This window comes from Corynebacterium tuberculostearicum, from assembly GCF_030229345.1.
GTDB classification, from domain to species: domain Bacteria; phylum Actinomycetota; class Actinomycetes; order Mycobacteriales; family Mycobacteriaceae; genus Corynebacterium; species Corynebacterium tuberculostearicum_G.
In genome coordinates, this window is record NZ_JASPGP010000005.1 from 16,616 (window position 1) to 28,895 (window position 12,280).

Genomic DNA, 12,280 nt, shown 5'->3' on the forward strand with positions numbered 1-12,280 from the left:
TCAAGGGGTGAAGGGCACGGCCCTCACGCGGGGCAGGGTGTGGTCACCGAGCAGCCTCCTCATTGTCGGGAGGGGACAGCGGGAGACGGAGGGCAAACACCGCTCCGCGACCAGGTCCGGGGGAGGTGGCGGTGAGAGTGCCGCCATGGGCCTCGATCAATGCCTTGGAGATGGTCAGACCGATACCGGCCCCGCCGTTGTTCCGGCTGCGGGCGGCATCCCCCCGGTAGAAGCGTTCGAAGATGTGTCCGAGCTGGTCAGGTGGGATGCCCTCGCCGTCATCGGCGACGTGGATGAGCGCGGTGGACGCCCCCTGTCGGTGGACGCTGATCCGGACCTGCCCGCCGGCCGGGGTGTGCCGTAGCGCGTTCGACAGGAGATTGCTCATCACCTGGCCGAAGCGTTGCCGGTCCACGAGCACCCGGGCGGTGTCCGTAATGGTCTCGACCTGTAAATCGACGCCTTTGTCAGCATAAGCTTCCCCCGCGGCAGCAGCGGCGGTATGGAGCAGATCCCCGAGCCCTTCCTCCGCCAGGTCCAAATCGATCCGGCGTCCCTGGGCCCGGGAGACATCGTCGATGTCTTCCATCAACCGGGTCAGGCGGGTGAGTTGGTCAGCCATGATCGTGTGGGTGGCATTATTCCAGTCCACGACCCCGTCCTGGAGACCATCGAGGTAGACCGTGAGCACCGATAAGGGGGTGCCCATTTCGTGGGCCAGATCAGAGAGCATCTGGCGACGGACCTGTTCGGTGTGTTCCAGCCGGTCGGCCATGGTGTTGAAGGCATGCGCCAGGGTGGTGACCTCGGGGCCTGCTTCTCCGGCAGGCACGCGGATACGGGAGTTGCCGGCCGTCAGGCTGGTAGCGGCGCGGGTGAGATCCTGCAGGGGGGTGCGCAAACGACGCGATAACCACAGGCTGGCCAACAGGGCACTGATCAAGGCGGTGGGCAGGGCGACGACCAGGGTGATCAGGTTAGCGCCCCGGTAGGCCTGCTCAGCATGGAACAGCTCCAGCGAGGGGTCCTCCCGGCCGGTCATCAACATATGATCATGGAACAGGGTCGGGCCCACCATCGTGGCCACGGCCGCGGCCACCAGCAGGCTAATCACCACGACCAACACCTGGGCGGCCAGGAAGCGGAAGGTCAGGCCGGGTCCGTGATTCATGGCTGCCCCACCCGGTAGCCCACGCCACGCACGGTGTCGATAAACCCCCGACCCTGGGTGTCGGTGCCAAGCTTGCGACGCAAGTTGCCGATGTGGACATCGACGATGCGTTCATCACCGACCCAGGTGGTGTCCCAGACCTCGGTGACCAGGTCGTGGCGGGTCAGCACCTGGCCGGGGCGCAGGGCCAGGGCAACCAGCAGCTCGGACTCCGTACGAGTGAGCTCCACGGTCGTCTTCCCCACCCGCACCTCATGGGCGACGGGGTCAAGAATGAGGTCACCAACGATCAAGGGGGTGGTCACCTGCGGTGGGGTGGTGCTGGTGCGCGGGCGGCGCAGCACCGCATGCACCCGGGTCACCAGTTCCCGGATGCTAAAAGGTTTGGTGATGTAGTCATCCGCCCCCAGGGTCAAACCGCTGATCTTGTCGTCCTCGCTGCCCCGTGCGGTGAGCATGAGGATGTAGCAGTCCGAGAAGGTGCGGATCCGTCGGCACACCTCTAGGCCGTCGAGTTCGGGCAGCCCCAGATCCAGCACCACAACATCGGGGGAAAAGCGACGGGCCTCGTCCACGGCCTGGGTACCGGTGTGCGCCTGGAGGGTATCGAAGCCGGCCCGGATGAGGTAGGAAGCCACCATCTGAGCCAGGGGTTGTTCATCATCGACGACCAGCACCCGCCCCGGGGGCGTGGCGGTGGTCGGTGTGCGGTCAGCCATAGACCCCAGTATCGCTCCGGCTAGGGGGGAATACCACCCTCGCTCAGTACCCGGCGGGAAAATCTTCATCAAATCTTCAAACATCACCCTTCGACCGCTGTCACCCCTGTGCCCCACCCCGGGCCGGCGGCATCGCCTCCCCTGGTCGGTTCAGCAGGCGCCACCAGGGATTTCACTGCCTGCACCGCATACCCAGGGCGGGTAGAAGGACATCGCCCACGGCTGTGGGGTGGTGTTCCGGTGGTGACCCAGCCCACCGAATTCACTCCCTTCTTCGCCCTGTTATAAGGCTGCGAGCAGGGTTTTGAATTCTAGTCCGTCAGGCACCCGTGCTAGATAAAGGTATGGCATCGACCTTGAGGCGGTGTCTTCTTATGGCCTTACCACGATCCAAGGAGATTGACGTGAAACGAGCAGCGATCGCAGCCGCCGCCCTTGCCCTCGCCCTCACGGGGTGTTCGGCCGCCGACTCGGAACCCACCGCCGATGGGACGGTGTCCCAGGACACATTCCTGACTGCCCATGGCCTGGCCGACATGGACGCGGTGGAGATCATTAATCACCTCGACCGGCAGAAGGTCACTGAGCGTCCCACGGATCTGACCGCCTCAGTACGTGCCGATGAACTGCTGCTCTCGAGCGATGACCAGGAAGTTGTGCTCGATCTTCCCGACAATCAGACGTATGTCTCGATCGCACCCTATCTCACCTCCACCCACGACTGCTTCTACCACAGCCTCACGACCTGCCAGGGGGAACTCGACAATGAGGATATCCAGGTCACGATCACCGATGAGGCGACCGGTGAGGTGCTGGTGGACGAGGCGACAACCACCTTCGACAACGGGTTTATTGGCTTCTGGCTTCCCGATGATGCCACCGGCCTGATTGAGGTCAGCTACCAGGGGCGTACCGGCACCGCGGAGTTTTCCACCGCCGACGACGGTGCCACCTGTGTCACAGACCTGCGCCTGACGTGATGGCTCAGCAGGGTCCTCACCTGCGCCTGTCTCCCGTGTCACTGAAATCTAGCACCAAGGAAGGTTAAATCATGATGAACGCGTTTTCCCGACGACAGTTTCTGCTCGGCGGGCTCGTTCTCGCCGGCACTGGGGCCGTGGCCGCCTGCACCAGCGACCCTGGACCTGTTGCCTCGGCACCAGGTTCCTCTCTTCGCCCCACTCCCACCCCCACTGCGCTCGGTGAACCGACGGTACGCCGGACACTAACCGCCCGGCCCCTCTCTCTGGATATCGGCGGCATCGAAGCCAAGACGTGGGGATACGTCTCTGACACCGGGGATGCGGCCATTGAGGCCACCGCCGGCGACGTCCTCCAGGTCGATATCACCAATGAACTGCCTGAAAGCACCTCCATCCACTGGCATGGCATCGCACTCCACAACGCAGCCGACGGTGTTCCCGGCATGACCCAGGACCCCATTAAACCTGGCGAGTCTTTCTCCTATGTTTTTGAAGTCCCCCACGGTGGCACCTACTTCTACCATTCCCACTCCGGCCTGCAGCTTGATCGCGGCCTCCACGCCCCACTGATCATCCGTGACCCCCAAGACGCTGAGGACCAGGACGTCGAGTGGACCATCGTGCTCGACGACTGGGTCGATGGCATTCAGGGCACTCCCGACGATGAGCTCGACAAGCTCACCGGAATGGGTTCGGGCGACCATAACGGGAAAAAGGGGATGGGAGGCCACGGCCATATGATGCACGGCACCCCGGACCGGGTACTGGGCGGGGATGCCGGCGATGTGATGTATCCGCACTACCTCATCAACGGACGTATCCCCCGTGCTCACCGGACCTTCGAGGCTCGCCCGGGCGACAAGGCCCGCCTGCGGTTTATCAACTCCGGCGGTGACACCATCTTCAAGGTGGCCCTCGGTGGTCACCGCATGACCGTCACCCACACCGACGGCTTCCCTGTCCAGCCCAGAGAGACCGAATCGATCTACCTGTCGATGGGCGAGCGTGTCGACGTCGAGGTCATCCTCGACGACGGCATCTTCCCGCTCACGGCTTTGGCGGTGGGTAAGGACGACCGCGCCTTCGCCGTCATCCGCACCGCCGGCGGCCAGGCCCCCCGCCCCGATGTCGACTTCCCCGAGTTGTCGTCCACCGGACTGCTTCTGTCCTCCCTGAAGCCAGCAGACCGTGCACTCCTGCCCGAGGACACACCAGACCGAGAAGTCAGCATCGACCTGGGCGGGCAGATGATGCCGTATGAATGGAGCATTCTCACCGACGGCCAATCCTCCTCCGCGACCGTGCAGGAGGGCCAGCGCCTGCGGATGGTCATGCGCAACAGGACCATGATGCCCCATCCCATGCACATCCACGGCCACACGTGGGCGCTGCCCGGCAGCGACGGGCTACGCAAGGACACCGTCCTTCTCCGCCACGGTGAAACCATGATCGCCGACCTAATCGCTGACAACCCCGGTGAGTGGGCATTTCACTGCCATAACGCCTATCACATGGAAACCGGGATGTTCAGCTCGCTTCGCTACGAGTAACCCCCACAGCAGGGTTGAGTGCCGAGGTGGGCGGGGTGTCCCCCGAGTAGTGAACACGGCGTTGGTGTCAGGGGTGAGCAATGTGTGCCAGGAGTCGACGGGATTGAAGTATGCGTCGGCACGCACGGCAGCAAGTTCAATGATGCGGTCGTAGCGCTTGTTAAAGCCGGTGGTTTCGGTATCAATGACCGCAAAGACCGGCTTGCCCGGTGTGCGCGGGGCGTAGCGGTTGAGGAGGTTTTCTAAGAAGCCTATGGCCTCAAGCCAAGAGGCCCATACCGACATGCCCGCCTAAACGCTATCGAACACTGCAACCAACGTGGATTTCTGTGGATAACCACACTAGCCCTGTGCGGGTTGTCCACAAGGTTAGTGTGGTTGGCCTTTCGTAGCGGGCGTGGGTGTGGTTGCCTTAGTGCTATGAGCACTTCGCAGGACTATCCGAACTCCACCCCAACCCCCGCTACTACGACCACTGGGGAGGGTCAGCGGCGGGGGCCGAGTTTGCGGGATATTTCCCAGCAGGAATTAAATACTGCTACCCAGTACATGATTGATGAGCATGGATATGCTGCGCACTAAGCAGAAGAACAGCGACTAGGGAAATAAAAAGAACCGGAGTGGAAACTACTGTGGTTTCCATCTCCGGATTTCGATGGTGCCCGGGGCGGGACTTGAACCCGCACGTTCTTATCGAACACTGGCACCTGAAGCCAGCGCGTCTGCCAATTCCGCCACCCGGGCAGGGTGTGGTTGTCTTAGCGACTTGATAAAGATACCACGAAGATCGCACCGAACCACAAATCTGCAGGAAAACTAGACTATTCCGGGGAGGCAGCGGCGAAAATTCTGGGAACTTTCGCGTCGCCATCTACGTTTCGAGGGGGTGAACAAACTATACTGATCGCTACTGATCGCTACTGATCGCTGCATGGTGGAAAGGAGAATGGCTCGTGGCGTTTTTGGAAAAGCTGGCGAAGCTGGACTCCGCCATGCAACGCGGCCTTGATAACGGCATGGCACTTGTCTTCGGCGGCAAGGTCGTTCCCGCGGAAATTGATGAGCTTTTGAAGCAAGAGGCTCAGGACAATCTTGCGCGCGGCGACGATGACAATCTTTATAGTCCAAACGTGATGACTGTAGGTGTCTCCTCCAAGGATTTGGAGAACTTGTCCCAGGATCGCAACCTGCCGGCCGATTGTGCAGACCAGTTGACGCGCTTTATTCGCAATAGCGGATGGTCCCTTGCGGGCCCCGTGATCGTGCGGGTGGCGGAGGAATCTGGTTTGCGTACGGGTCAGCTTCGCGTGTCCTCGTTTATTGATCACGAGCCCACGGAAGAGACCGGTTTTGAGGCTATTTTCCACGACTTTGATGGTCAGGAGGACCAGATGACCGAGCAGCACGACAATACTGCCGATGATGCAGTAACTACCGCTTTCATTGCTCCAGATAGTCAACCCGCCCCGCAGCCGCAGGGCCCAGCAGTCAACCTGATGCTGCAGGACGGCTCGTCCCGCGTGTACCACGTCCAGGAAGGCTCCAATATTATCGGCCGCAGCAACGACGCCGACCTGCGCCTTCCGGATACGGGCGTATCCCGCCAGCACGCGGAGATTACCTGGAACGGCCAGGATGCGGTTCTGGTGGATCTGCAGTCCACCAACGGCACCACGGTGAATGAAACGCCGATTGATAATTGGCTGCTTGCCGATGGCGATGTGATCACCATGGGCCATTCCCACATCGAGGTCCGCATCACGGGCCTTGATTCGCACAGCTACTAAGTTCAGTTAAGGAAGGGAGGTCGCCATGGATGCAGTCATCATGCTGGCGCTTCGCATCGGCTTGTTGGCTCTGCTCTGGATTTTTATCCTGGTGGCCTTGAACGCCATGCGCCGCGATACTAATAAGTCTGCCGGTGCTATCCGCCAGCAGTCGAAGAAGGTTGGCGCACCGCGGCGTCGGGAAGCGATTAAGCAGCTGTCCATCGTGGAGGGTCCCCTGCAGGGCTCCCATATGGAATTAGGCACGTTGGAGGACTGCACGTTGGGCCGCGCCTCTGACTGCGATTTTGTCACGGGCGACGATTATTCTTCTGGCCACCATGCCCGGCTATTCCGCCGCGGCAGCGAATGGGTTGTGGAGGATTTGGAATCTCGCAATGGCACCTTTGTCAATGGCGTGCGCATCGACCAACCCGAAGTAGTCGGCGCGGACTCCGAAATTAAGCTGGGCCGCACCACCGTGAGGTTGAACGCATGACACTGAAGCTGAACTTCTTTGCTAAGTCCGATCGCGGCCTCATTCGCGACAACAACGAGGACTCAGGCTACGCCGGTCCTCACCTTTTGATCTTGGCCGATGGCATGGGTGGCCACGCGGCAGGCGAGGTTGCCTCCGAGCTGATGGTCAACCACCTAGAAATCTTGGACCAAGATCCGGGTCAGGAAGACACCAAGGCCCTGCTAGAAGCGGCCGCCGAGCAGGCCAATGAGGCCATCAGTGACCACGTCAAGGCGCATCCAGAAACCGAAGGCATGGGCACCACGCTGTCCACCATGCTCTTTAACGGCACGGATTTCGGCGTCTGCCACGTGGGCGATTCCCGCGGCTACCTGCTGCGCGACGGCAAGCTCAAGCAGATCACCAAGGACGACACCTACGTGCAATCCTTGGTGGACAAGGGCGAGCTGGACCCGGGCGACGTCTCGTCACACCCGCAAAAGTCCCTCATCCTAAAGGCCTATACGGGCCGTCCGGTTGAAGCAACGCTGTTTACTCTCGACGCCAAGCCGGGCGACCGCATCTTGCTGTGTTCCGATGGCCTTTCGGACCCCGTGACCGCGTCCACCATTGAAACCGCGCTGGGTCAAGGCAGCATCGAGCAGGCCGGATCCACCCTAGTGGACCTGGCTATCCGTTCGGGCGGCCCGGATAATGTCACCGTCGTAATCGGTGAAGTAACTGAAGAAAAGCCCAAGGAACATGAGCCGTTCCGCGTGGGCGCGCTCGCCGGCCCGACGGAAGAGCCCACCCACCCGGATTCTTCTGCGTCGCGGGCGGCACAGCTCTCCCGCAAGCCGCAAGTAATTCCACCGGCCGTCATGGCCGAGGGCGAGAACGAGCGCCCCGAGCATGCCGACGACGACACGGAGGACGAAACTTCCGGCCGAAAGATCGGCTGGAAGGTCCTCATTGCCTTGCTCATCGTGCTCGCACTGGTCATTGGTGCCGGCCTGTGGGTGAAGAACTTCTTGTCCAATAATTACTACGTGGCCACCAACGAGGCGCAGGAAATCACCATCCAACAGGGTGCTGACTACTCCGTCTTTGGCAAGGAACTACACTCCACGCACCAAAACGTGTGCATCAATGACAGCAACTCGCTGCTCTTTTCCGGCCAGCCCTGCGAGGGCGACTTCGCACCGCTGAAGGTCACGGACCTGCCGGAATCTGAGCGCAGTGCCGTCGACCATCTCTCCACTGGTGATCTCGGTGAAGTGCAGCAACAGATCAATGATTTGGGCGATAAGGCGCTCAAGCCATGTATCACTGCACCGAGCCAAAAAGATAAAAAGGATGCCAAGAAAAACAAGCCTGGCGTTACCTGCCGGGAGGTGTAGGTTGTGAAAAAGTTTTTTAGCCGAGGAACCGAACTCGGCCTGCTCATCCTATCCGCCATCGTCTTCGCTATCACTTTGGTCAGCCTGGAGCTATCCCAAGACAACGCGTTGACCATGGACCTGGTTTATCTCATCGGCGGATTCATCGGCGTCTTTACCGTTGCCCACCTGGTGATGTGCTTCTTAGCGCCTTATGCTGATCAGATCATGCTGCCCATCGTGGCGATCCTCAACGGCATCGGGCTCATCATGCTGGCCCGCCTGGATCTGGTCAATGAACAAGGACTCGCCGTGCGCCAGGTCATGTGGACCGTAGTCGGACTTGTGCTCTTCGTGCTGGTCTTGGCCATTTTGAAGGATCACAAGTCATTGACGCGTTACTCCTATATCTTGGGCGCCGCCGGCCTCGTCCTGCTTGCCCTGCCACTAGTGTGGCCGCAGCCTGACGGCGTAGAGGCACGCATCTGGCTTAACCTGGGCCCCTTCTCCATCCAGCCGGGTGAGTTCTCCAAAATTTTGTTGATCTTGTTCTTCGCCATGCTGCTGACGCAGAAGCGCTCCCTCTTTACCGTCGCGGGCTACCGGGTACTCGGCATCTCCCTGCCGCGCCTTCGCGACCTCGCACCCATCCTGATCGTGTGGGCCATCGCGATCGTCATCATGGGCATTTCCAATGACTTTGGCCCGGCACTGCTGCTGTTTAGCACCGTCCTCGGCATGCTATTCATGGCCACTGGCCGCGTGAGCTGGTTGCTCATCGGCGTGGTCCTCGTCGGCGTCGGTGGTTTTGGCATCTACCAAATTTCCTCCAAGATCCAGCAGCGCTTTTCTAACTTCCTGGATCCGTTGGGCAACTACGACGGCACAGGTTTCCAGCTCTCTCAGTCGCTGTTCGGCATGTCCTCTGGTGGCATCTCAGGCAGCGGCTTGGGCCAAGGACATCCAGAGCTGGTTCCGGTGGCTCACTCGGATTTCATCCTTGCCGCTATTGGTGAGGAGTTCGGCCTCATCGGCCTCGCCGCCGTGCTGGTGCTCTTCGCCATGCTGGCCACCCGCGGTTTCGGCACCGCGCTGCGCACCCGCGATACCTACGGCAAGCTGGTGGCATCCGGTCTTTCTCTTACCTTGGCCGTGCAGGTCTTCGTGGTCACCGGCGGCATCTCTGCCCTGCTGCCGATGACCGGCCTGACTACGCCATTCATGTCCGCCGGTGGTTCCTCTCTCATGGCTAACTACGTGTTGTTGGCGATTCTGCTGCGGATCTCTAACGCGGCTCGTCGCCCCATGCAGGAGACCTCGGGCAATGCTCCGAGCGATACCTCCATGTTCCCGTCGGTCCAGGAGGCTCACCGATGAATCGATCCATCCGCCTAGTGTCCCTGTTCGCCATCATTTTGACCGCCATTTTGCTGGTCAATATGACGGTAATCCAGGCTTTTTCTGAGGATAAGTACGCCCATAATCCGCGGAACATGCGCGGGTTTATGGAGATGCAAACCACCCCGCGCGGCCAGATCTTTGCGGGCAATACCGTGCTGGCGCAGTCCACGCAGAACCCGGATGAGACCTACTCGCGCTCCTACCCCATTGATTCGCCGGCCTTTGGCAACCTGACCGGTTACCTGTCGACCCAGTTTGGCGCCTCCGAATTGGAGTCATCCCAAAATGACATCCTTAATGGCACCGATGACTCCCTGATGAAGCAGAATTGGCTCGACGCACTGGCCGATAAGCCGAAGCAGGGCGCCAACGTAGAGGTCACCATCGATCCTGCGCTGCAGCAGGCGGCCTACGATCAACTCGTGGTCCCTGGCTACGAGGGCTCTGCGGTGGCCATTCAGCCTTCCACGGGCAAGATCCTTGCCATGGCCTCCAACCCTGGCTATAACCCCAATGATCTAATGGGAGATTCTGCCGAGGAGACCTGGGCCAACCTGCAGGAGCAGGAGGGACAGCCGCTGGTCAACCACGCCGGTGCAGAGACCTTGCCTCCTGGCTCCATTTTCAAGATCATTACCACCGCAGCAGGCCTAAACAATGGCTTTGATCCTTCCTCCACCCTGACCGGTTCCAATGTCATTACCTTGCCGGATACGGTGACGGAGCTGACTAACTACGCCAACCAAAAGTGCAATGGTCAGGATGCGGTAACCCTGCAGACCGCCTTTGCGTTGTCCTGCAATACCGCCTTTGTGGAGATGTCGGAGCAGATCGGCGCTGATGAACTGCGCAAGTACGCCAAGGCCTTTGGCGTGGGCGAGAATTACGACCTCGGCGTGTCTACCTCCGCCGGCACCTTGGGCGATTTGCCGGATGGGGCAGCCACGGCGCAGTCCGCCATTGGCCAGCGCGACGTCACCATGACCGCGCTGCAGGCAGCAGTCATGGCGGGCACCGTGGCCAATAAGGGCACCCGCATGCAGCCCTACCTGGTCAATCGCATTACCGACGCCCAGATGAAGGACGTTCGCACCACCAAGCCAAAGAAGGCAGACCAGGCGGTTAATGAGGAAACTGCGGCCACGCTTACTGACTTGATGTACGCCTCCGAGCGTTCCTCCGCCGGATATGACGGTAATGGCTTTGCCTCGAAGACCGGCACCGCCGAGCACGGCGAGGGCCTAGCCCCGCACGTGTGGTACGTTGCCTTCGATCCGGATCGCGATATCGCCGTAGGCGTCGTGGTGAAAAATGGTGGTAACTTGGGTGAGTCCGCGACGGGCGGCAAGGTTTCCGGCCCAATTGGCCGCGCCATCCTGCGCGCATACCAGGGGGAGCAGTAATGAATAGCGCCGAGAATAAGGAACATCTCCAGGCACTGATTGGCAGCGATTACGAGCTGCAGTGGATCATCGGTCACGGCGGAATGTCCACCGTGTGGTTGGCCGATGATACCCGCAATGATCGTGAGGTAGCGCTCAAGGTTCTGCGCCCGGAATTTTCCGATAACCAGGAGTTCCTCTCGCGCTTCCGCAATGAGGCGAAGTCAGCCGAATCCATTCAGTCCGAGAACGTGGTGGCCACCTATGACTACCGCGAGCTAGAGGATAACGGCCGCAAGTTCTGCTTCATGGCCTTGGAGTATGTGCGCGGCGAATCCCTCGCAGACCTTTTGGCGCGCGAAAATACGCTGCAAGAAGAGCTCGCTCTCGACGTCCTCGAGCAGGCAGCACATGGCCTATCCATCATTCACCGCATGGAGCTGGTCCACCGCGATATTAAGCCCGGCAACCTCCTCATTACGCAAAATGGCCAGGTCAAGATCACGGACTTTGGCATTGCCAAGGCGGCCGCGGCCGTGCCGCTGACCCGCACCGGCATGGTGGTGGGTACCGCACAGTATGTATCGCCTGAGCAAGCACAGGGCAAGGACGTCACGCCGGCTTCCGATGTCTATTCGCTCGGCGTCGTCGGCTATGAAATGCTCGCCGGCAAGCGTCCCTTTACCGGAGATTCCTCCGTATCCATCGCTTTGGCCCACATCAACCAGGAGCCGGAGCCACTATCGACGAATATCAGCGCCCCTGCGCGCGAGCTCATTCGCATTGCGTTGCGCAAGGATCCGGCCACCCGCTATGCCGATGGCAATGAGTTCACCCTGGCCATCTCCGCAGTTCGCTTGGGCAAGCGCCCGCCGCAGCCTAAGTCCGCCCCGCTAACGCAACGCGCACCCGAGCCCTCACCGTCAGCATCGACGGAGATGTTGGGAAACGTTGCCCAACCCACCACGATCCATCCGGCTGCAGGAACCGCTCCCACAAAAAAGTCCAAGGGTGGCTCCTCTTTCCTTAAGGGCCTGGGTATCACCCTACTCCTCGCAGCCGTGGCCGGTGGTGGTTACGCTGCCTACCACAACTTGAGCGATAACGAGGGAGAAAGCGAGCCCTCCAGCACACCGGAGACCTCGGTGGTTACGGAGTATCGCGATCCCACCACCACCCCGCAGGACACCCCGGACGAAGATACGGAAGAGGCCCCGGAACCGGTGACGGTGACAGAGACGGAGCCGCAGGAATCCAATCTGGAAGAAGCCCCGCGCACGACTCACCGCGAGGAACCCACGCGCCACTCGCCTACTCGCCAGGAACAGCCCCCGGCCGTACCAACGCAACAGAATCCGCAGGATACGCACGTTGAAACTACACCTGAGCTGGATACTCCAGTAAACTCGCAGGCTAATGAGCTCCCCGGAGACTTGGCCGATCTAATTACACAGGAGGGTGACTAAGCG

General features: G+C 60.6%; 12 protein-coding genes and 1 tRNA gene. 9 read left to right on the plus strand and 4 right to left on the minus strand.

Going from position 1 to position 12,280, the window contains the following annotated elements:
* Positions 1 to 43: 43 nt before the first annotated feature.
* Together QP884_RS04800 and QP884_RS04805 are read right to left on the minus strand one after the other, a co-directional pair.
* Positions 44 to 1,171 carry a sensor histidine kinase gene (locus tag QP884_RS04800; RefSeq protein WP_284821017.1) on the minus strand — a complete coding sequence of 376 codons (1,128 nt, stop codon included), beginning with the start codon at positions 1,169 to 1,171 and terminating at the stop codon, positions 44 to 46.
* Entirely contained in the window at positions 1,168 to 1,890 is a 723-nt protein-coding gene (locus tag QP884_RS04805; protein WP_284821141.1) for a response regulator transcription factor, read from the minus strand. Before QP884_RS04805 ends, QP884_RS04800 begins: the two co-directional genes overlap by 4 nt.
* A 404-nt stretch (positions 1,891 to 2,294) precedes the next feature.
* Between QP884_RS04805 and QP884_RS04810 the strand changes: the two genes are divergently transcribed.
* Both QP884_RS04810 and QP884_RS04815 read left to right on the plus strand, forming a co-directional pair.
* Positions 2,295 to 2,870, plus strand: a complete 576-nt coding sequence (locus tag QP884_RS04810) for a CueP family metal-binding protein (protein ID WP_284821019.1) — start codon at positions 2,295 to 2,297, stop codon at positions 2,868 to 2,870.
* A gap of 71 nt (positions 2,871 to 2,941) precedes the next feature.
* On the plus strand, positions 2,942 to 4,423 hold the full coding sequence (locus QP884_RS04815) for a multicopper oxidase family protein (protein ID WP_284821020.1): 1,482 nt from the start codon (positions 2,942 to 2,944) through the stop codon (positions 4,421 to 4,423).
* Here QP884_RS04815 and QP884_RS04820 read toward each other — a convergent pair.
* On the minus strand, positions 4,331 to 4,708 hold the full coding sequence (locus tag QP884_RS04820) for an exonuclease domain-containing protein (RefSeq protein WP_284821022.1): 378 nt from the start codon (positions 4,706 to 4,708) through the stop codon (positions 4,331 to 4,333). The two genes, QP884_RS04815 and QP884_RS04820, sit on opposite strands and share 93 nt — an antisense overlap.
* A 135-nt stretch (positions 4,709 to 4,843) precedes the next feature.
* Here QP884_RS04820 and QP884_RS04825 point away from each other — a divergent pair, with 135 nt between their 5' ends.
* A complete protein-coding gene (locus tag QP884_RS04825) occupies positions 4,844 to 5,005 on the plus strand; it encodes a hypothetical protein (RefSeq protein WP_284821023.1) in 162 nt (53 codons plus the stop codon).
* A 74-nt stretch (positions 5,006 to 5,079) separates the two neighbouring features.
* Here the strand turns inward: QP884_RS04825 and QP884_RS04830 are convergent.
* Positions 5,080 to 5,167 (minus strand) — tRNA-Leu (locus QP884_RS04830).
* Positions 5,168 to 5,376: 209 nt separating this feature from the next.
* On the opposite strand from QP884_RS04830, the gene QP884_RS04835 reads away from it, so the two are divergent.
* The 6 genes from QP884_RS04835 to QP884_RS04860 are packed head-to-tail and all read left to right on the plus strand — an operon-like array spanning position 5,377 to position 12,277.
* Positions 5,377 to 6,210: a DUF3662 and FHA domain-containing protein gene (locus QP884_RS04835; RefSeq protein ID WP_150851627.1), complete on the plus strand. Its 834-nt coding sequence runs from the start codon at positions 5,377 to 5,379 to the stop codon at positions 6,208 to 6,210.
* 25 nt (positions 6,211 to 6,235) lie between these two features.
* On the plus strand, positions 6,236 to 6,688 hold the full coding sequence (locus QP884_RS04840) for an FHA domain-containing protein FhaB/FipA (RefSeq protein WP_005329668.1): 453 nt from the start codon (positions 6,236 to 6,238) through the stop codon (positions 6,686 to 6,688).
* On the plus strand, positions 6,685 to 8,049 hold the full coding sequence (locus QP884_RS04845) for a PP2C family protein-serine/threonine phosphatase (protein ID WP_284821025.1): 1,365 nt from the start codon (positions 6,685 to 6,687) through the stop codon (positions 8,047 to 8,049). Before QP884_RS04840 ends, QP884_RS04845 begins: the two co-directional genes overlap by 4 nt.
* Before the next feature lie 3 nt (positions 8,050 to 8,052).
* Positions 8,053 to 9,405, plus strand: a complete 1,353-nt coding sequence (locus QP884_RS04850; RefSeq protein ID WP_284821027.1) for an FtsW/RodA/SpoVE family cell cycle protein — start codon at positions 8,053 to 8,055, stop codon at positions 9,403 to 9,405.
* Entirely contained in the window at positions 9,402 to 10,832 is a 1,431-nt protein-coding gene (locus tag QP884_RS04855; protein WP_284821029.1) for a penicillin-binding protein 2, read from the plus strand. The genes QP884_RS04850 and QP884_RS04855 overlap by 4 nt, the downstream gene beginning before the upstream one ends.
* Entirely contained in the window at positions 10,832 to 12,277 is a 1,446-nt protein-coding gene (locus QP884_RS04860; protein ID WP_284821030.1) for a serine/threonine-protein kinase, read from the plus strand. The genes QP884_RS04855 and QP884_RS04860 overlap by 1 nt, the downstream gene beginning before the upstream one ends.
* Positions 12,278 to 12,280 lie beyond the last annotated feature (3 nt).